Source organism: Streptococcus orisasini, assembly GCF_001431045.1.
Taxonomy (GTDB): Bacteria; Bacillota; Bacilli; order Lactobacillales; family Streptococcaceae; genus Streptococcus; species Streptococcus orisasini.
Window position 1 is genome coordinate 1 of record NZ_BCLE01000051.1, and the last position, 19,701, is coordinate 19,701.

General features: G+C 40.5%; 17 protein-coding genes, 3 tRNA genes and 1 pseudogene. 1 reads left to right on the forward strand and 20 read right to left on the reverse strand.

Going from position 1 to position 19,701, the window contains the following annotated elements:
* Positions 1–121: 121 nt before the first annotated feature.
* Positions 122–1,378 carry an ISL3 family transposase gene (locus SCSH_RS10395; RefSeq protein ID WP_057491846.1) on the forward strand — a complete coding sequence of 419 codons (1,257 nt, stop codon included), beginning with the start codon at positions 122–124 and terminating at the stop codon, positions 1,376–1,378.
* A gap of 77 nt (positions 1,379–1,455) precedes the next feature.
* On the opposite strand, the gene purH is transcribed toward SCSH_RS10395, so the two are convergent.
* The 20 genes and pseudogenes from purH to SCSH_RS10485 all read right to left on the reverse strand — a co-directional run bounded on the left by purH (position 1,456) and on the right by SCSH_RS10485 (position 19,687).
* Positions 1,456–3,003, reverse strand: coding sequence for a bifunctional phosphoribosylaminoimidazolecarboxamide formyltransferase/IMP cyclohydrolase (gene purH / locus SCSH_RS10400; protein ID WP_057491831.1), 1,548 nt, complete (start codon positions 3,001–3,003; stop codon positions 1,456–1,458).
* An 11-nt stretch (positions 3,004–3,014) separates the two neighbouring features.
* Positions 3,015–3,632 (reverse strand): hypothetical protein, encoded by a 618-nt coding sequence (locus SCSH_RS10405; RefSeq protein WP_057491832.1) that lies wholly within the window; start codon positions 3,630–3,632, stop codon positions 3,015–3,017.
* A 38-nt stretch (positions 3,633–3,670) separates the two neighbouring features.
* A complete protein-coding gene (locus tag SCSH_RS11285; protein ID WP_193743705.1) occupies positions 3,671–3,823 on the reverse strand; it encodes a hypothetical protein in 153 nt (50 codons plus the stop codon).
* Positions 3,824–4,009: 186 nt separating this feature from the next.
* Positions 4,010–4,561, reverse strand: coding sequence for a phosphoribosylglycinamide formyltransferase (gene purN / locus SCSH_RS10410; protein ID WP_057491833.1), 552 nt, complete (start codon positions 4,559–4,561; stop codon positions 4,010–4,012).
* The gene (purM, locus tag SCSH_RS10415; RefSeq protein ID WP_057491834.1) at positions 4,561–5,580 is read right to left on the reverse strand and encodes a phosphoribosylformylglycinamidine cyclo-ligase; all 1,020 of its coding nucleotides are present in this window, start codon (positions 5,578–5,580) and stop codon (positions 4,561–4,563) included. Before purM ends, purN begins: the two co-directional genes overlap by 1 nt.
* A gap of 69 nt (positions 5,581–5,649) precedes the next feature.
* Positions 5,650–7,089: an amidophosphoribosyltransferase gene (gene purF, locus SCSH_RS10420; RefSeq protein ID WP_057491835.1), complete on the reverse strand. Its 1,440-nt coding sequence runs from the start codon at positions 7,087–7,089 to the stop codon at positions 5,650–5,652.
* 25 nt (positions 7,090–7,114) lie between these two features.
* Positions 7,115–7,231 (reverse strand): annotated as a pseudogene (locus SCSH_RS11170) (phosphomethylpyrimidine kinase); the annotation flags it as partial.
* A 27-nt stretch (positions 7,232–7,258) separates the two neighbouring features.
* Entirely contained in the window at positions 7,259–10,984 is a 3,726-nt protein-coding gene (locus SCSH_RS10425; protein ID WP_057491836.1) for a phosphoribosylformylglycinamidine synthase, read from the reverse strand.
* Between the two features lie 9 nt (positions 10,985–10,993).
* On the reverse strand, positions 10,994–11,701 hold the full coding sequence (gene purC, locus SCSH_RS10430; RefSeq protein WP_057491837.1) for a phosphoribosylaminoimidazolesuccinocarboxamide synthase: 708 nt from the start codon (positions 11,699–11,701) through the stop codon (positions 10,994–10,996).
* Positions 11,702–11,819: 118 nt separating this feature from the next.
* Complete coding sequence (locus SCSH_RS10435; protein WP_057491838.1) at positions 11,820–12,065, reverse strand: acyl carrier protein; 246 nt, start codon at positions 12,063–12,065, stop codon at positions 11,820–11,822.
* A complete protein-coding gene (gene plsX, locus SCSH_RS10440) occupies positions 12,058–13,065 on the reverse strand; it encodes a phosphate acyltransferase PlsX (RefSeq protein ID WP_057491839.1) in 1,008 nt (335 codons plus the stop codon). Before plsX ends, SCSH_RS10435 begins: the two co-directional genes overlap by 8 nt.
* Before the next feature lie 126 nt (positions 13,066–13,191).
* Complete coding sequence (gene recO, locus SCSH_RS10445; RefSeq protein ID WP_057491840.1) at positions 13,192–13,956, reverse strand: DNA repair protein RecO; 765 nt, start codon at positions 13,954–13,956, stop codon at positions 13,192–13,194.
* Positions 13,946–15,121 carry a pyridoxal phosphate-dependent aminotransferase gene (locus SCSH_RS10450; protein ID WP_057491841.1) on the reverse strand — a complete coding sequence of 392 codons (1,176 nt, stop codon included), beginning with the start codon at positions 15,119–15,121 and terminating at the stop codon, positions 13,946–13,948. Before SCSH_RS10450 ends, recO begins: the two co-directional genes overlap by 11 nt.
* 403 nt (positions 15,122–15,524) lie before the next feature.
* On the reverse strand, positions 15,525–16,493 hold the full coding sequence (locus SCSH_RS10455; protein ID WP_057491842.1) for a ribose-phosphate diphosphokinase: 969 nt from the start codon (positions 16,491–16,493) through the stop codon (positions 15,525–15,527).
* Positions 16,494–16,618: 125 nt separating this feature from the next.
* Complete coding sequence (locus SCSH_RS10460; protein WP_057491843.1) at positions 16,619–17,905, reverse strand: CHAP domain-containing protein; 1,287 nt, start codon at positions 17,903–17,905, stop codon at positions 16,619–16,621.
* A 96-nt stretch (positions 17,906–18,001) separates the two neighbouring features.
* Positions 18,002–18,523: a rod shape-determining protein MreD gene (gene mreD, locus SCSH_RS10465; protein ID WP_057491844.1), complete on the reverse strand. Its 522-nt coding sequence runs from the start codon at positions 18,521–18,523 to the stop codon at positions 18,002–18,004.
* A gap of 1 nt (position 18,524) precedes the next feature.
* Complete coding sequence (gene mreC, locus SCSH_RS10470) at positions 18,525–19,343, reverse strand: rod shape-determining protein MreC (RefSeq protein ID WP_057491845.1); 819 nt, start codon at positions 19,341–19,343, stop codon at positions 18,525–18,527.
* Positions 19,344–19,406: 63 nt separating this feature from the next.
* Positions 19,407–19,494: transfer RNA gene (locus SCSH_RS10475), tRNA-Ser, on the reverse strand.
* A gap of 9 nt (positions 19,495–19,503) precedes the next feature.
* A tRNA-Ile gene (locus SCSH_RS10480) sits at positions 19,504–19,577 on the reverse strand.
* 39 nt (positions 19,578–19,616) lie between these two features.
* Positions 19,617–19,687, reverse strand: a tRNA-Gly gene (locus SCSH_RS10485).
* Positions 19,688–19,701: the final 14 nt, after the last annotated feature.

Genomic DNA, 19,701 nt, shown 5'->3' on the forward strand with positions numbered 1-19,701 from the left:
GGCTCTATAATTTCTGTAGTGGGTAACTCCACTATGGAGATTATAGGGCTTTTTGAGTATCAAAAAAGTCCCATAAGACTTATAATGAAAAGCGCCTAAACAACTCATTAGAAAGTATCTTATGGAACACATCAATCATACCACATTACTCATCGGAATTAAAGACAAGAATATCACCTTAAATAAAGCCATTCAGCACGATACCCATATCGAAGTCTTCGCTACACTTGATTATCATCCTCCTAAATGTAAACACTGTAAAGGAAAACAAATCAAATATGACTTCCAGAAACCTTCTAAAATCCCTTTTCTCGAGATTGGTGGTTTTCCTAGCCTTATTCGCTTGAAAAAGAGACGATTTCAATGCAAGTCCTGCCAAAAAGTCACTGTAGCTGAAACAACTCTCGTTAAGAGAAATTGCCAAATCTCTGAAATTGTTAGACAGAAAATTGCCCAACTCCTACTCAACAGAGAGGCTCTTACACATATTGCTTCTAAGCTCGCTATCTCTACCTCCACCGTCTATCGTAAGCTCAAGCAATTTCATTTCCAAGAGGATTACACCACTTTGCCTGAAATCCTCTCCTGGGATGAATTCTCCTACCAGAAGGGAAAACTGGCTTTCATTGCTCAGGATTTCAACACTAAGAAAATCATTACCATCCTTGATGACAGAAGACAAACAACCATCCGAAATCATTTCTTTAAGTACTCGAAAGAAGCCAGAAACAAAGTGAAAGTGGTCACTGTCGATATGTCTGGAAGTTATATCCCGCTCATTAAGAAATTATTCCCTAATGCCAAGATCGTTCTCGATCGTTTCCACATTGTCCAGCACATGAGCAGGACTCTTAATCAGACTAGAATCAAAATCATGAAGCAATTTGATGATAAATCTCTTGAATACAGAGCTCTTAAATACTACTGGAAACTTATCTTAAAAGATAGCAGAAAACTCTCTCTTAAGGCCTTCTATGCTCGAACATTTAGAGAAACCTTAACTCCTAGGGAGTGTCTGAATAAAATTTTTAATCTAGTACCCGAGATTAAAGATTACTATGATCTTTATCAGTTACTCCTCTTCCACCTCCAAGAGAAAAATACTGACCATTTTTGGGGATTAATTCAAGAGGCTTTACCTCATCTCAATCGCACCTTTAAAACCGCTTTGAACACGTTTATTCGCTATAAAAGCTACATCACTAATGCCATTGAATTACCTTATTCTAACGCTAAACTAGAAGCTACTAACAAACTCATCAAAGACATCAAGCGCAATGCCTTTGGATATCGGAACTTTGACAACTTTAAAAAACGGATTTATCTCGCTTTGAACATAGCAAAAGAGAAGACGACATTCGTCTCCTCTCGTGCTTAGCTATAAGTCACCCACTACAGTTGACAAAGAGTCAATTTTTACTAAACTAAGTGCACTTCCAGCAACGACTGTTGTTCTTAATGCCTAAAATGTCTGACACCTGTAAAGACCATGGCAATGCCGTACTTGTCAGCCATTTCAATAGACTCTTGGTCACGGACAGAGCCGCCTGGTTGGATGATGGCCTTGATACCTGCAGCTGCGATTTCTTCGACATTATCAGCAAATGGGAAGAAGGCATCAGAAGCAAGAACAGCACCATCAAGGCGGTCTTTAGCTTGGTCAATAGCGATACGAACAGAAGCCACACGGTTGGTCTGACCAGGTCCGACACCAAGAGTCATGTGGTCGTTGGTTACAATGATACCATTAGACTTGACGTACTTGATAGCTTTCCAAGCAAACTCAAGAGCAACTCGCTCACGGTCATCAGGCTGGCGCTTGGTGACCACCTTCCAGTCAGCGGGATTTTCCTTGACCACGTCTTGGTTTTGCACAAGGAGGCCGCCGACAACACCGGTGTATTCTTTCTCAGCTTCACTCGCTTCTTGAGCATCAAAGGGCAGCTCAAGGATGCGCAGGTTCTTCTTCTTAGTTGTAAGAATAGCTAGCGCTTCGTCTGTATAAGATGGTGCAATGATAATTTCAAGGAAGATTGCATGCATCTTCTCAGCTGTCGCGGCATCTACTTGACGATTGAGCACCACGATACCGCCGAAGATCGAAACGGAATCAGCTTCATAAGCGTAATCCCAAGCTGTTTCAATGTCATCAGCCTGACCGATACCGCATGGATTCATGTGCTTGAGCGCTACAACAGTTGGACGGTCTTTGAAGTCACGAATGATACGAATAGCCGCATCAGCATCACGGATATTGTTGAAGGACAGTTCTTTACCGTTGAGCTGCTTGGCAGATGCAATAGAGTAGTTGGTTGGCAGGGCTTTTTGATAGAAATCAGCATCCTGCTGTGGATTTTCACCATAGCGCATGGGCTGCTTGAGATCGTAAGTCAGTGTCAGCTTTTCAGGTTTCGTTTCCCCGACTTGGGCTGTAAAGTATTCTGCAATTAAGGCATCATAGGCTGCGGTATGACGGTAAACTTTTGCTGCCAAGCGTTGGCGCGTTTCAAATGTTGTCTGACCTGCGTCAGCCAATTCTTCCAAAACAACAGCATAATCAGCAGGATCGACCACAACCGTTACACTGGCATGGTTTTTCGCAGCGGAACGGAGCATAGAAGGACCACCAATATCAATGTTTTCAACCGCATCCGCATAGGTCACATCTGGCTTAAGAATCGTTTCCTTGAAGGGGTAGAGGTTGACTACAACCAAATCAATCGGTGTGATGTCATGCTCTTTCATGGCCTTGACATGACTGTCAAGGTCACGACGAGCTAAAAGACCGCCATGAATTTTCGGATGAAGGGTCTTAACACGGCCATCCATCATTTCAGGAAAGCCTGTCACATCATCAATAGCAATGGTTGCTACCCCTGCATTATCAAGGGTAGTTTTTGTTCCGCCCGTTGAGATAATCTCCCAACCAAGGGCTGTCAATTCTTGGGCAAAGTCCACAATGCCCGCTTTGTCAGATACACTGATTAGTGCACGTTTTGTCATTATACTATCTCCTATATCTTATCTTCAGCAGGGTCTACTTTAAACCAATGTTCTGGATTTCTTCTACATTGTAGCGCTGGTGTTCTTTTAGTTACTTCAGTCTTTGTCTTACCGTCAGAATAGACTATCTCTTTAGTTTCAATAGGTTTATTAAAAAACTTCATTTCCCCATTACAGATTGGACAGTTATGGACCTTTATTTTTTCAAGAGTAAGTCTATTACCAAGTCCACTAATTGCGTAATTAAGTACCAAGGGATATCTAGTTTGCCTACTAGTAATCGTACGTAGCGAGAAAATAATTATAGTAATTAGTAAAATTCCTAAAAAGATAAACATATAGACTTTATTAATTCCAGAAAATTCTCCTTGTTTAGAACTATTAACCCATTTCAATACCGGTTCAAAGGCTTTTAATATTGAAAAAATCCCCCCCAATGAACTAAAGAACCCCAACCATGTTAAAACTGCCATAGTAATTGGACTTCTCCAAATAGGTTCAACATTGTATTTAGCAATCGGTTGCTTTTCTTGAGAAGATGAAGATATATAATTATTAATTATTTGATCTCTTCCGGCCGAATTCCCTGACCCTATATTTGTCCCACCATTAAAATTATTATTTAACATTACAACTCCTTAAAAACTATGTTTATAATTGAGTAAATCTATTTCAACTTTGGAATATCTTTACCTTTTACATTCACTCCTAAGATTGCCGCTCCTAGTACCAAAGCTCCCGCAGCAAAATAGCCACCATATCGAATAACTTTTTCTAAAAATTCTTTGTTTTCTGTATCCTTGGCAGAAATCAAAAGCAAGCTTTAACTCTTGACTGATTCTTTTTACCAATAAACTATCGAGATAAACCAATTGACTTTTGTCTGTATTGACGACCATAGCCCGCATGGTATTTGCCAAAACAAATAGCAAGTCCGACTGACTCTCTAGCTTTTTTGGTTTCGACTTTAGCATCTCTTTTAAAGCAATATAGTATGTTTCAACAGTCATCCTTCCACTCCCAACTCTCTCAGCACTTCTGGATAAAGCTGATACTCCGCATCATGAATTCTCGTTTCAAAACTGTCAAGCGTATCATCTGATAAACGTGGTACACGGACTTGTTTGATAACTTGTCCAGTGTCCACACCAGCATCCACCCAGTGAACGGTCACACCACTTTCAGAAACTCCTGCATTCCAAGCGTCTTCGATACCGTGAGCACCCGGAAATTCTGGCAAGTAGGCTGGGTGAATATTGATGATGCGACCTTCATAAGCAGACAGCAAGGTGTGACTCACAATTTTCATATAACCTGCCAAAACAACCAAATCAATTTGATACTTATCTAGCAATTCCACAATGGCTTCTTCGTAAGCTACCTTATTTTCAAATTCTTTGAGTTCGAAGGTATAGCTGGTCACACCCAAATTTTGAGCACGTTCAAGAACATAAGCCTCCCGTTTATCTGAAAAGACAAATTCCACCGGAAATTGCTCTGCAATGACCTGAAAATTAGACCCGTTACCCGAAGCAAATACCGCAATTTTCTTGCTCATTACTTAATCACCACACTTGCGTCAGCTTTTTCCACAATACGACCGATCTCATAAACAGGTTCATCCAGAAGCTCTGTCACACGCGCCACATTTTCAGGACTAACTGCTAACATAAGGCCAATTCCCATATTAAAGATTTCAAACATTTCCTCGTGTTTAATCTCACCGTATTTCTCAAGAGCTTTGAAAATCGGCAAAACTGGGATTTTATCCTCATCAATTTCTGCAGCCAAGTCGTCCTCAAACATACGAGGAACATTTTCGATAAAACCACCACCTGTGATATGGGCAATCCCATTCACTAACTCTTCTTTGATCAATGGCAGAGCAGCGTTGACATAGATACGAGTTGGCTCTAAGAGAACATCTTTTAACTTTTGTCCTTCTAATTCAGGTAATTCTTCCTCACCTGTATAGTCCGCAAAGACACGGCGGACAAGTGAGTAGCCATTTGAATGAATACCACTGGAAGCAAGCCCCAACAGCACATCGCCTTCCTTAACTTTTGAGCCATCAATGATTTGACTTTTTTCAGCCACACCGACCGCAAAACCAGCCAAATCGTAATCATCTTCGCCATACATGCCAGGCATTTCAGCCGTCTCACCGCCAATCAGACCAGCTCCAGCTTGGACACAGCCTTCAGCCACACCGGCAACCACCTGCTCCAATTTAGCTGGTTCATTTTTACCAGTCGCGATATAATCAAGGAAGTAGAGAGGCTCGGCACCCGCAGCGATAATATCATTGACACACATGGCCACACAGTCCTGACCGATGGTATCGTGTTTGTCGTATTTGATAGCCAGCATGAGCTTGGTTCCCACACCGTCAGTTCCTGAAATCAAGACCGGTTCTTTGACGTCGAGCTGAGATAGATCAAACATCCCGCCGAAACCGCCCAGAGCTCCCATGACACCCAGACGCTCGGTACGCGCCACATGTTTCTTGATGCGTTCAACGACCTCGTAACCAGCCTCAACATCAACACCAGACTGAGCATAAGCATTTTTAGACATAATAGATTTCCTTCTCTTTTTATTTGTAAAAACTACATTGAAAATTGCAAGATTTTTTCAACTCAACCATCAATAAAAACTTGTTTTTTCCTTCAGGCTTTCCAGATAACGTTTTTCATAATCATAGAGCGGAGTTGGGTACTTGCCGTCAAAGTAAGCGACACAAAGTCCGCCATTTGGTGCATCTGTTTCTAGGCCGATGGACTCAATTAAACCATCAATGGATAGATAAGTCAGGCTGTCAGCACCGATAATTTGGCGCGTTTCTTCCACAGAGTGATTGGCCGCAATCAACTCACGCCGCGTTTGAATGTCAATGCCATAAAAACATGGATATTTGAGCGGCGGACTGGCAATGGCCACATGGACCTCTGCCGCACCCGCTTCACGCAGCAGCTGAACAATGCGGCGGCTGGTTGTTCCCCGAACGATAGAGTCATCCACCATGACCACACGTTTGTCTTTGACAATACTTGACACCGCCGATAATTTCATGCGCACACCCTGTTCACGCAATTCCTGTGTGGGCTGAATGAAGGTGCGCTGTGTATATTGATTTTTGATCAGGCCCATTTCATTTGGCAGGCCTGATTCTTCGGAAAAGCCGCTGGCCGCAGACAGAGATGAATTCGGCACCCCGACCACAATATCCGCTTCATGCTTAAATTCCTGAGCCAAGCGGCGTCCGGTGTTTTTCCGAGCTGTATGGACATTGACCCCATGAATCACACTGTCCGGACGTGAAAAGTAAATATATTCCATCGAACAGATAGCTAATTGAGTCTCATCTGTATACGTGTCATAATGGATACCTCCTTTATCAATGACTACCAGCTCTCCGGGTTTAACATCTCGAATCCACTTGGCACCAATGACTTCAAAAGCACAGGTTTCACTGGAAACAACGATAGCTCCATTGGCCATCTGTCCAAGAGACAACGGTCTAAAACCATTAGGATCAAGAGCGGCAATCATTTTATCTTCCAGCATGAGAAGGTAAGCAAAGCCACCTTTGACAGTATTGAGAGCTTCTTTAACCTTGCCCATAAAGCTAGGATTGTGGCTGCGGCGGATAAGATGAGCCAAGATTTCTGTATCAGATGATGAAGAAAAGATGGCGCCATCACGTTCCAGTTCTTTCTTCAAGGTTTGGGTATTTGTTAGATTTCCATTATGTGCCAAGCCAAATTCCATATCATAAAATTTGAAATGGAAGGGCTGAATATTGTCAATCGAAGCCTCCCCAGCTGTCGCATAACGGACATGACCGATAGCTGCCTGACCCTTGAGTTTTTCCAAATCAGCTGGATTTTTAAAAACTTCTGATACCAAACCAGTGTCGCGATAACGCAGAAGTTTACCGCTGTCATTCGATAAAATACCAGCTCCTTCCTGTCCGCGGTGCTGCAGGCTGTGAAGACCAAAATAGGTCACCTGAGCGGCTTGGGCATGCCCCCAAATACCGAACAAACCGCATTCTTCATTTAGAGATTTTACTTCGTATGTCATTTTATATACCTTTTGCACTTAAATTCTAGGCTTCAATAAATTTGCTTGCCAATTTGTAAACGTGATGAATTTCTTTACTTTCTAATTTCCAATTTTTCAATTCAATTTTCACCAAATCTGGAAATTTTTTGCTAATATCCCTTTCTACAAACAGACCGTCAGCAAACATCTATTCCCCAGTAAAATATTTCACTGCACTTTCGAATAATTTTTGGTCTTTGTTTCCTGGAATGTTTTGGAAAAGGCCGTCTTCATAGCGTTCGGAGTGTCCCATTTTGCCGATAATCTGACCGTTCTTGCTTGTAATGCCTTCGATAGCGTTGACAGAGCCGTTCGGATTATATTTGGAATCCATAGAAGGTTTGCCATCAAAGTCAACGTATTGGCTCCAGATTTGGCCGTTGTCCCGAAGTTCAGCAAATTCCTCTGCTGTCACGACAAATTTTCCTTCGCCATGAGAGACTGGGATAGCATGAATATCGCCGATTTCAACCCCTGCTAGCCATGGAGAGTTAGTATTGGCAATACGGGTTTCAACCATCTTAGCCACGTGTTGGTTGGCATCATTGTAAAAAAGGGTTGGACTTGTCTCAGCAGCTTCTTCAAAATTACCATAAGGCAGAAGACCAGATTTGACAAGAGCTTGGAAGCCATTACAGATACCGATGATAAGTCCGCCACGCTCGATAAAGCCATCAATGGCAGAGCGAACTTTTTCATTAAGTAAGATATTGACAATGAATTTGGCTGAACCATCTGGCTCATCTGCGGCTGAAAAGCCACCAACAAAGAAAATAATATTAGCTTTACAGATGTTGTCAACCATCGTGTCAACTGAATTTTCAATTTCCTTTTCATTAAGAGTTACAAATGGCACCAAGTTTACCCTTGCTCCAGCCTGTTCAAAAGCCTTAGCTGAATCATATTCTGAATTGGAACCAGGGAAAACTGGAATGTAAACCAATGGTTTTTCCAATACTTCTTTGGCTTTAGTGACATTATTAGTCACAACAACTGGCACATCTTCCAAATGCGTGTCTTGTTCAAATTCTGTTGGATAGATGTCTTCTAACTTCCCTTCAAAAGCTGCAAGCAATTTAGTTCCAGACAAGTTGACACCGTTGACAGTTACTGTAAAGCTGTCAACCGTCTGACCAATTTTAACTGCGTCAGCAATGTCTTCAGCTGATGTAAAGACAAAACCGCCAAGCTGTGCTGTCAAGCTACTATCAAGTTCTGTCAATTCTACAGAGGCACCAATACGGTTACCAAAACTCATGAGAGCCAGACTCTCAAGAACACCACCGTATTTAACAGCTGAGGCTGCTGTCACCTTGTGAGCAGCTTGAATAGTTTCAAACTTGGTAAAGTTAGCTTTAATCAAGTCAAAGTCAATATCATCTGAAATAGCTTGACCTGGAAGGTAGTAAATATTTTCACCACTTGCTTTAAATTCTGGCGAAAGAACTTTATGACTATCAGCTGTTGTTACCCCGAAAGCAACCAAAGTCGGTGGTACTGTCAAGTCTTCAAAGGTACCAGACATAGAATCCTTACCGCCAATTGATGGCAAACCAAGTTGGATTTGAGCTTCAATTGAACCAAGCAGAGCCGCAACCGGCTGACCAAAACGTTCAGCTTGTTTATCCATACGCTGGAAGTATTCTTGATAAGAGAAACGAGCCTTAGACCAATTAGCTCCTGTTGCAGCTAACCGTGCTGTCGCTTCGATAACGGCATAGGCAGCCCCATGGTAAGGTGACCATTCCGCAATATAGGGGTTATAACCTTGCGCCATGACAGAAGCTGTTCTTGTCACCCCATCTTGTACTGGCAATTTCTGAACAGAAGCCTCAGTCGGTGTCACTTGGTAGCGTCCTCCAAGTGGGTGATTGACAGTTGAACGGCCAACGGAGCTGTCAAAGATGGTTTGAAGACCTTTTTGGCTGGCGTGGTTAAGGTCTGATAAGACCTTGATCGTATCTGCTTCAAGGGTTTCTGCTGAAGTAATTCGCTGCTCAGGCAGCTTGACACCATTGTCAACCACATTGGCATCAACAACCACGCGCACTCCATTGGTATCAAGGAAAGAACGCTCGATATCAACAATAGTCTCACCGTTCCACGTCATGACAAGGTTTGGTTTTTCAGTCACAGTTGCAACGACAACCGCAGCAATATTTTCCTTGTTACATGCAGCAATAAAGGTATCCACATCATTTGGACGAACCACGACTGACATGCGCTCTTGTGATTCGGAAATGGCAATTTCTGTTCCATTGAGACCTGCGTATTTGAGCGGCACCTTATCAAGGTCAATTTCAAGACCGTCAGCCAATTCACCGATAGCCACACAGACACCGCCAGCACCAAAGTCATTTGATTTCTTGATGAGACGAGTGACATTGCCATCACGGAAAAGACGTTGAATCTTACGCTCTTCAATGGCGTTACCTTTTTGAACCTCTGCGCCAGCTGTCTCCACAGATTCAGCTGTTTGAACCTTAGAAGAACCTGTGGCACCGCCGACACCGTCACGGCCTGTTTTCCCACCGAGAAGGATAACCACATCACCAGCTTCTGGCTTTTCACGAACGACATTTTCTTTTGGCGCAGCACCGACGACAGCTCCCAATTCCATACGCTTAGCGACAAATCCCGGATGGAAATACTCCTTAACATAAGTTGTCGCCAAGCCAATTTGGTTACCATAGGAAGAATAACCGTGCGCTGCCGTTTTAGAAATAACTTGTTGTGGCAATTTACCAGCACGCGTTTCTGCAATTGGTGTCGTGATATCGCCCGCACCAGAAATTCGCATAGCCTGATAAACATAAGAACGACCTGACAAAGGGTCACGAATAGCGCCACCGATACAGGTTGCAGCCCCACCAAAAGGCTCAATTTCCGTTGGGTGGTTGTGAGTTTCGTTCTTAAACATCAGAAGCCAAGGCTCTTTGACGCCATCAACATCAACTTCAATTTCAACAGAACAGGCATTAATTTCGTCTGACACTTCCATATCGTCCAAGCGACCATTGGCACGCTCATAACGGCCAAAAATCGTTGCCATATCCATCAATGTCTGCGGTTTTTCAGAACGACCAAGCTCATTGCGCATGGCAAGGTATTTATCATAAGTCGCCTGCAATTGTGATTGGAACTGCGAAGCTGAGAAATCTATTGATTTCAACTCAGTCTCAAAAGTCGTATGCCGACAGTGGTCAGACCAGTAAGTATCTAGAACCTTCAACTCTGTTTCCGTTGGCACACGCCCGATTGACTTAAAATAATCTTGAATAAAGATAAGATCATCCACTTCCATCGCCAATCCTTGCTCTGCCTTATAAGCCGCAAAATCCTCAGCAGTATAAGTCTTAAAGAAATCAAGAGTTGGGATGGTTTTGTCTGAATTTAAAAATTCCTGCGGATGAATAGGCAAAGTAATATCTTTAAAGCGAGAATCAACTGGATTCAAAAGATAATTCTTGACCGCTTCTAACTCAGCAGCATCAACATCCTTATTAAGCAGATAAAGCTGAGCTGTATTGACTGTCACCTTGCTGTTGCTGCCAAGTAAAAGAAGAGCTTCCTGAGAACTAGCAGCTCGCTGGTCAAATTGACCCGGCAAACTCTCAATGGCAAAGAAAGCATAATCAGCAAGATCAGCTCGCACAGCTTCTTCATCTAAAATTCTATCTGTTACTTGCTCAGAAAAGATATGCTTCTCTGCACGTGCAAGTAAACTTTCTTCTAAGTTAAAGACATCATAAACCTGTACAATGCGCAGACTCTTCAAAGATGTCAACTGCAAATTATGGGTCAGCTCTTTAAGCAGTGATTCTGATTTAACGCCAAAGTTAGCTTTTTTCTCAATAAAAATACGTTTATCCATACTTTTTTCCTACTCGATTCCCTTCAATCTCTCCAAAACGACCTTATAAACATCTGTCAGCTCACCCAAGCCACGGCGAAAGACATCTTTGTCCATGTGATGACCTTGTGCATCCCAGAGACGACAGTTATCTGGTGAAAATTCGTCTGCTAAGATAATCTTCCCATCCTTGTCAAAGCCAAATTCTAACTTAAAGTCAATCAATTTAAGGCCGATTTGCTGAAACCAGTCGGATAGCAAGTCATTGATGCGGCGCGTTTCTGCCTTGATATAGGAGATATCCTCATCATTAGCAGCACCTAAAAATTTTACGTGTTCATCATTGATGAAAGGGTCGTCCAAATCATCATTTTTATAGTAAAATTCCACAATCGGATCATCCAGCTTGATGCCTTCTTCAACACCAAAACGTTTAGAAAAAGAGCCCGCTGTATAATTACGAAGCACCACTTCAAGCGGAATAATAGTGACTTTTTTATTCAATTGTTCGGTTTCTGAAATCTTCTCAATAAAATGCGTCGCGATACCTGCCGCATTTAATTTTTCAAAAATTAAAGACGAAATCTGATTATTTAACTGCCCCTTGCCTGCAATCTGCTCTTTTTTAACGCCGTTAAAAGCAGTTGCTTGGTCCTTGTACTGTGCAATAATCACATTTTCGTCTTCCGTTGCAAAAATATCTTTAGCCTTACCCGAATAAATAAGTTCTCTGGTCATTGAATTGTTCGCCTTTCATATGTTCTACCTTAAATTTTAACACAGAGGTTTCTATAATTCAAGATTTAGCAAACTTTATTACAGAACAAAAATAAAATCGTCCGTAAATAACGAACGATTAACTCTTTAATTTCAGTTCAAGATAATCTACCAGTTCTCCTATGGTTTGAATATCTTCTATATCTTCATCAGGAATATCAAGATTCAACTCATCTTCCAGCCTAATAATAAATTCTACAAGAGCAATTGAGTCAATTCCCAAGTCATCATGAAAAGTAGTCTGCTTTGTGACCTTCAAGCTTTCATTATGTAACTGTTCTTTCATCAAAGCAGAAAGTTTGTCAAAAATCTCATCATTAGTCATTCCAGTCCCCCTTCTTTGAAAATTCCTCTACTAATTGACCAACAACATTTGTTTCAAGCATTATTCGGATTTGCTTTATCGTGTAATAAACAGATTTAGCATCGCTGGAGCCATGACATTTAACAACAGGTGCCTTAAGGCCGAAAAGCACTGCACCGCCAGCACCCGAATAATCCAAGCTGTTTTTCAAATCATAAAGACTATTTTTCAGTAAAAGAGCCCCTAATTTTGCCCTTAAACCGCCTTTTTTAATAGATGTTTTCAGCTGTCCCATAATAGAAAGAGCTGTACCTTCAATAGATTTTAAAACAGCGTTTCCCGTGAAACCATCAGCAACAACCACATCGGCAACGCCATCCAGTAAATCACGTGCCTCAACATTTCCTATGAAATGAAGAGATGTATCAGCAGATAAAAGCTCAAAGGCTTCCTTACGCAGCGAATCTCCCTTAGTCGCTTCAGTTCCATTATTGAGCAAGCCAATGCGTGGCTTAGCAATACCCCGAACATTTCGAGCGTAAAAAGAACCTAAGATAGCGTATTGATGCAAATGGCGAGCAGTGTTTTCCGCATTAGCTCCCAAATCAAGCATATCAAATCCCTTACCATCAGTGGTAGGAAGTAGTGACATTAGCCCAGGGCGGTCAATATTTTTGATCCGACCGACAACAAAAAGACCGGCTGCCAGCAGAGCTCCCGTATTTCCCGCAGAAAGCACAGCGTCTGCTTTACCGTCTTTAACTGCCTGCGCTCCCAAAATCATAGAAGCCTGCTTTTTCTTGCGGACGGCCTTAGCTGGCTCATCATCTGAATTAATTTTTTCATCGGTGTGAACAATGGTAACCCGTTCATTTGACTGAAGATAAGGTCTTATCTTCGTTTCATCTCCATATAATTGGATTTCAATATCGGGGAATTCTGCTAAAGCTCGATTAACCCCCTCAATTATAGCCTGAGGGGCATTATCTCCCCCCATAGCATCAACTGCAATTCTTTTCATTTTTCATTCCTTTTTTACAATTATTTTTAATTATACCATGAACAAAAGGTCTTTAAATATTACAAAAAAGCAACAAATATCTCATAATTTCAAACATAAGAGCTAACAATCCAAAAGATTGTTATTTTAATCATCCCTTTTCATTATACTGCCCCATTTATCCAAATCATCAATAAATTTTTTACTTTTTAGATGAAGTCCCACATAATCTTCGTAAAGATCATCAATAAAAGTTCGAAGTTTTTTCTTCATTTCTGATTTTACAGAAATAGTTTTTAAATCTTCAAAACGAAGAGATTGAAAACGATCCAAAAGATAAGGCACATTGGGATCTAAATGACTGCGATGCTCATCTTTTTCATAATGTTCCGGACACAGCAGTCCAGAATAACGGTGAGAAAAATCAAAGGCCAAACCCACACGGTGACAAAAACAGCATTCATGAAAATTAAGCTGAACACCAAAACGTTCCAGAATCTGGACTTCAAAGATATTCGTCAAAATCTCATAATCAAGCCCTTCATTCATTAACTCCAATGTTTTGACCAGAAAGGCAAAAAGATTAGCATCAAAGCTAGCATCCAAAATGGCAGCATCTGCCAAAGCCACAAGATAACTAGCATAGGCTAGCTTATAAATATCAGCGTTAATTTCCTTAAAAAGAGAGACTTCCTTATAATCCTCTATATAAGAAAGTCCTGTATCATTAATCTTTAAGATAAAATCAGCCACAGTCAGCGGCTGAATAACAGAAGACAGCTTTGAATTGCCGGCATGACGCACAAAAAACATATGCTTACCGGACGTTTCCGTAAATATTTTAACTAGTTTATCATCCTCACGGAAAGGGCGATTGTAAAGCACTAAGCCCCTAGTTTCCTTAGTCTCCATATTGTTCCATAAATTCTTTCAAGCGTTTCATAGCTTCCTTAATCGTTTCCATGCTTGCTGCATAAGAAATTCTAACATAGCCTTCGCCGTATTTACCAAAAGCAACACCTGGAATAAAGGCTACTGCTTTTTCTCTGGCAAAATCCTGCAAAAATTTAAAGGAATTTTGGCTCTTTTCAGCAGGGATTTTAGCGAAAATATAGAAAGCTCCGTCCGGCTTAATAATTTTAAAGCCCATGTCTTCCATTTTTTCAATAATATAATCCCGGCGCTTGATGTATTCTGCCTTCATTGGCAAAGCATCATCTTTACCATTCACCAAAGCCTCTATAGCTGCATACTGCACACTGGTAGTTGCCGCAGTAACCAAATACTGATGACTTTTAATCAGCTGCGCTGTTAAAAGAGCAGGTGCAAAAATCAAACCTAAACGCCAGCCCGTCATAGCATGTGATTTCGACAGGCCAGATATAAGAATCGTCTGTTCCGGCAAGTATTCTGCAATCGAAACATGGCTTTCGTCAGTATAGGTTAATTCTGCATAAACCTCATCACTAATGACAAAAATATCGTATTTTTTAAGAACGGCAGCTAGCTCCTTTACTTGCTGGCGCGAATAGGTAATGCCTGTCGGATTAGTTGGGTAGTTAAGAATAACAGCCTTTAATGCTTCTCCTTGGTCCACAATGGCCTTCTCAAGCATATCAGGAGTTAGTACAAAATCATTAGCTCTCGTATCAATTTCAACGATATCTCCTCCGACCAAATTAACAATAGGCTCATAGCCAGGATAAGCAGGTGCCGGCAAAAGAACTTTATCTCCAGGTTCTATAATAGCTGTAAGAGCAGCTGAGAGGGCCTCAGTAGCTCCAATCGTAACCAAAATTTCATTATCAGGATTGTAGTCCAGATGATATTTTTCTTTAACAAAGGCACTGGCTGCCTGCCGTAATTCCAAAAGCCCTGCCATACCAGTATAATGACTCTTATCAGCATCAATTGCCTTCTTGGCAGCTTCTTTAATATGTTGTGGTGTTGTAAAATCTGGCTCACCTAAAGTTAATTTTAAAACCCCCGGAATATCTGAAATTGATTGATCAAACTGGCGAATCATCGAAACTTCAATTCGATCTAAATTCCTATTAAAACGTTTTGTCAAATCCATAAACATACCTCTTACAATATATTATCATTATTATACACCAAAATACCCGCTTTTTCATCCTATTAAAAAAATCGCTAATCAGCGATTTTCAGATTGTAGACAAACTCTATATAGTTAGAATGTCACAAGCACAAACCTCTTAGGATAATATCAATTAATAATCTATAAGATAAATAGACGAATGAAACGAGCCTGGCCCAGATACTTTCCGCTGTAGCAAAAACGCCAGAAATAAGTGATTTCTGGCGTTCGGAGATTTTGAGACTTGGGCTCAAAATCTAGGTATGAAATTCCAAAGGAAGTTGCTACCGTCCGTGCTACCTAAGGAAAGTATCATAACACAATAGTTCTTTTGATAAACATTGACTTTTTTTCAGTCTGATCGCTAATCAGCGATTTTCTTTTAGTATGAAATGGTAAATTCAAACAGAGGCGAGAGTGGCCGTTTTTCATGAATACGAATAATAGCTTCCGAAATTAAATCAGCAATTGAAATTTGTTCAATCTTATCAATCAAACGTTCCTGCGGTAAGTCGATAGTATCCAAAACAATTAACTTTTCAATGGCAGAATTCTGAATATTGTCTAAAGCAGGACCCGATAGTACAGGATGGGTACAAGAAGCATAAACCGCTGTTGCCCCAGCCTCAGCAAGAGCGTCTGCAGCATGAGCAATTGTCCCTGCAGTATCAATCATATCATCAATTAAAATACAGGTTTTACCAGAAACATTACCAATAATGTTCATAACTTCACTGGTATTCATTTTATTAACATTTCGCCGTTTATCAATAATGGCAATCGGCGTTTGGAGAAATTGAGCCAGTTTGCGTGCACGTGTAACACCACCATGATCGGGACTGACTACAACATAATCGCTGCCGCACATTCCGCGACGGACAAAATAATCAGCAATCAAAGGCGCCCCCATCAGGTGATCAACAGGAATATCAAAGAAGCCTTGAATCTGCGCAGCATGTAAATCAACTGTCAAAAGGCGATCAACCCCAGCAATGGCAAGCATATTAGCAACTAATTTGGAGGTAATTGGTTCACGAGAACGTGCTTTGCGATCTTGACGAGCATAGCCATAATAAGGCATAACAACACTGATTGTTTCAGCACTGGCACGTCTAAGAGCATCAACCATAATCAAAATTTCCATCAAGTGATCGTTAACAGGTGAACTGGTCGACTGCAAAACAAACACATGTTTTCCACGAATAGATTCTTCAATATTAACTTGAATTTCACCATCAGAAAACTGACGAACAGTTGATTTCCCAAGGCTAATTCCAATAGTTTTGGCCACTTTTTCCGCTAATTCCCTGTTTGAAGACAAAGCAAACAATTTTAAATTAGAATACGACATAATTCCTCCAAAGTTTTAATCCTTTACCATTTTAACGTTTTTAAGATAATTTTTCAATCAAATTTACAAGGATATCTTTTGAAAAAATAAAAAGATAAGACGAATCTTATCTTTTAATTAACTTCTTAGTGTGGATAAATATAGCTTACGCTGCCTGGATTGAACCAACCACGGTAGTTACCGATAGATTGATTACCAGCATAGTTAGCTTCTTGAACTTGAATTTGACCGCCTTGAACACCTGTAACATAAGCAACATGTCCATAACCGCCATCATTCCAAACAGCTACAGCACCTGCTGTAGGTGTAGAACCAACTCTGTATCCTGCTGCTGCTGCGCTTGCTGCCCATTGGCCACCATTACCCCAGTAATTACCAACCCAAGGAGCTAATGATTTAACACCCCAAGTACATTGTCCAACTGGGTATGTATTGGCACCAGAAGTATCGGCTACTGGAGCTGGAGTACTTGAACTTGCAGCTGGCTGTGCTGCTGGTGCAGCATTTTGTTGTGGCGCTGAAGCTTCGTTATTAGCTGCTGGCGCTGCTGGTGTTTCAGCTGCTGCTTGATTATTATTTGCTTGTACATTATTATCAGCTGCTGGTGCTTCTTGACTTTGTTGATTTGCAGCTGCTTGTTGTTGCGCTTGTGCTGCTTGCTCTTGTAAAGCTTTAGCTTCTGCCGCTGCTTTAGCCTCAGCTGCTGCTTGTGCTGCCGCTGCCTGACGAGCTGCTTCTTCAGCTGCTGCTTTTTTAGCAACCAAAGTAGCTTTTTGATTTTGTGCTGTAGACAATTCAGCTTGCAAGTTCAACTGAGCTGCTTCCAATTGTGCTTTTTGTGTTGTTAAAGCATTTGTATTTTGAGCAATTACTGCTTGGTTAGCTGCAACAGTGTTAATTGCTGCTTGATTTTCTTGTTGTTTTTGTTCAACAGCAGCCTTATCCTGTTCTTGTTGTTTAAGCATTTTTTGATTTGCTGAAACAACTTCACGGATAGCTGAAACACGGTTAATAGCATCAGAAACTGATTTCGAATTTACAATGGCATTAACATAGCTGGCAGCTGCATTACTTTTTTGAGCACTACGGGCTTGTTTCTTCAAAGATTCATTGCGTGCTACAATCTTATTTGAAAGAGTTTGAATTTCTTTGCCTAATTCAACTGATTGAGCTTCAAGTCTTTGATTTTCAGCTTGCAACTGAGCCTGTTGTGATTCTAAAGCACTTACTTGCCCTTGAATTGTATTAACCTGCGCTTGTGCTGCTTGCTGCTGAGCATTCAAATTATTAATTTTGGCATCTTGTGACGCAATTTGTGAATCAAAATCCTCAGCATGTACAGATGATAATACTGTCGCAGAGCTAAGTGTTACACCACTAACTAAAACTGCAGATAAAATTCTTTTTTTCATTACAAATATAACTCCTTTTTCGATAAGACTTTATTATTATATCAAAAAAAACAATCTTATATATTACGACATTATTACATTTATGTTTAAAAAGCTTTAATGGCGCCCTTTAATATAAGTTTTCTCTAATAATTTTTGCAAAAAAAGAAAAATCAGCATATTGAAAATTAGAGAAGGGGCTAGATTATAAGTAACAAAATCATTTAAAGGGTAGGCCGTTAAGTGATAAAAATAAGCTATCCCAATACTGGCAAAATCAAGAATAAAGATCAAAACAAAAAAAAGTAAAAAACGCGAAAGCGGCTGCTCACTGCTAATATGCTTCCAAGCTTTAATCATGATAACCACCATTAACGGAAACATAAGGGTAGCAATTCCAAAATTATAGATGCCTAAATAATAAAAATCATAAATGATCCCTAAAATAAATGATAGAATAAAAACAAAATAAGGATTAAAAACAATAGTGTAAAATAAGAAAAAAATAATTAAAAGATGGCTGGAAACAATAAACTCACTCTGAAATAGGGTTCGTGACAATAATGACAGGTGCCCATCTAAAAGCAAGAGAAGAAAGGCCAATAAAACAGCAAAAGCTTTATTTTTAAAAACAGACATGTTAATCACCCACCAAGGTTACATGAGAAATATCTGACAAGTCGACCGCTGGTTTAACAAAAATTTTCCGAGAAAGATTATTGGAGTTGTTTTCTTCAGAGACAACCTTGCCAACAGAAACTCCTTCTGTACTCTGACCATCCAAACCACTTGTTGTAACAGCATCTCCCTTTTGAACTTTTAAAGAAGAGGTCAGCTGCGTAATTTCAAAAATTCCAGATTCAATATCATAATGCGTTAAAATGCCAAAAACATCTCCTTTTTTAGCTGCAATTTTGACAGGAATCTCATCAATATCTTTGGTATTAGAAAGCAATTTTACAGAACTTGAAGTAGCTCTTACCTGAGCGATTTTTCCAACTAAACTGCCATTAGAAAGAGCTAACATATTTTTTGTAACACCGTCTTTTTCTCCCAAATCTATCGTTAAAACATCCAGCCAAGATACCGGTGAACGGACGATAACCTTAGAAGATAAGACTGTTCGATCAGGAAAAGACTTTTTTATTTTTAAAGTTTTGCGAAGGGCCGCATTTTCTTCTTTGAGTTTTTCTATATCGCCTGTTTGACCCTGAAATTGTTCCAATTTATGCTTCAATGATCTATTTTCCGAATTTGTCTTAAAAAGATGCTTGGTATCATCAATTAATCGAAAAGGAAAACTTAAAACTTCATCAACACTAGAAATAGTTGTATTAATCGGTCTAGCTACTGATTTTATAACAATTGAATCCTGAAAAATAAAAAAAAGTCCTATTGAAATTGCTAATACTGCTGTAACAACAAAAACAATAAAACGTGACAATCTAATTTTTTTCATTTCACCCACCCGCGCACAAGCTATAAATAAAACGAGATATCAGCAGATAATCTCGTTTAACTACGGAGAATGGGGGATTCGAACCCCCGCGCCAGTTTCCCGACCTAACGATTTAGCAAACCGTCCTCTTCAGCCTCTTGAGTAATTCTCCAAATATATATGGGCACGAGTGGACTTGAACCACCGACCTCACGCTTATCAGGCGTGCGCTCTAACCAGCTGAGCTACGCGCCCAAGCTTATTGCTTGGTTAATAATTCATCAATGATGATAAAGCGGGTGACGAGAATCGAACTCGCGACAACAGCTTGGAAGGCTGTAGTTTTACCACTAAACTACACCCGCTAATGGCGCGGGAC

Coding starts and splice junctions, on each gene's coding strand:
- SCSH_RS10405 (WP_057491832.1), bottom strand. CDS start 3,632: ATGTTAAATAATAATTTTAATGGTGGGACAAATATAGGGTCAGGGAAT.
- purN (WP_057491833.1), bottom strand. CDS start 4,561: ATGAGCAAGAAAATTGCGGTATTTGCTTCGGGTAACGGGTCTAATTTT.
- purH (WP_057491831.1), bottom strand. CDS start 3,003: ATGACAAAACGTGCACTAATCAGTGTATCTGACAAAGCGGGCATTGTG.
- SCSH_RS10460 (WP_057491843.1), bottom strand. CDS start 17,905: ATGAAAAAAAGAATTTTATCTGCAGTTTTAGTTAGTGGTGTAACACTT.
- plsX (WP_057491839.1), bottom strand. CDS start 13,065: ATGAAAAGAATTGCAGTTGATGCTATGGGGGGAGATAATGCCCCTCAG.
- SCSH_RS10425 (WP_057491836.1), bottom strand. CDS start 10,984: ATGGATAAACGTATTTTTATTGAGAAAAAAGCTAACTTTGGCGTTAAA.
- recO (WP_057491840.1), bottom strand. CDS start 13,956: ATGGAGACTAAGGAAACTAGGGGCTTAGTGCTTTACAATCGCCCTTTC.
- purC (WP_057491837.1), bottom strand. CDS start 11,701: ATGACCAGAGAACTTATTTATTCGGGTAAGGCTAAAGATATTTTTGCA.
- purM (WP_057491834.1), bottom strand. CDS start 5,580: ATGTCTAAAAATGCTTATGCTCAGTCTGGTGTTGATGTTGAGGCTGGT.
- mreD (WP_057491844.1), bottom strand. CDS start 18,523: ATGTCTGTTTTTAAAAATAAAGCTTTTGCTGTTTTATTGGCCTTTCTT.
- SCSH_RS10455 (WP_057491842.1), bottom strand. CDS start 16,493: ATGTCGTATTCTAATTTAAAATTGTTTGCTTTGTCTTCAAACAGGGAA.
- SCSH_RS10395 (WP_057491846.1), top strand. CDS start 122: ATGGAACACATCAATCATACCACATTACTCATCGGAATTAAAGACAAG.
- purF (WP_057491835.1), bottom strand. CDS start 7,089: ATGACATACGAAGTAAAATCTCTAAATGAAGAATGCGGTTTGTTCGGT.
- mreC (WP_057491845.1), bottom strand. CDS start 19,343: ATGAAAAAAATTAGATTGTCACGTTTTATTGTTTTTGTTGTTACAGCA.
- SCSH_RS10435 (WP_057491838.1), bottom strand. CDS start 12,065: ATGACTAATGATGAGATTTTTGACAAACTTTCTGCTTTGATGAAAGAA.
- SCSH_RS10450 (WP_057491841.1), bottom strand. CDS start 15,121: ATGGATTTGACAAAACGTTTTAATAGGAATTTAGATCGAATTGAAGTT.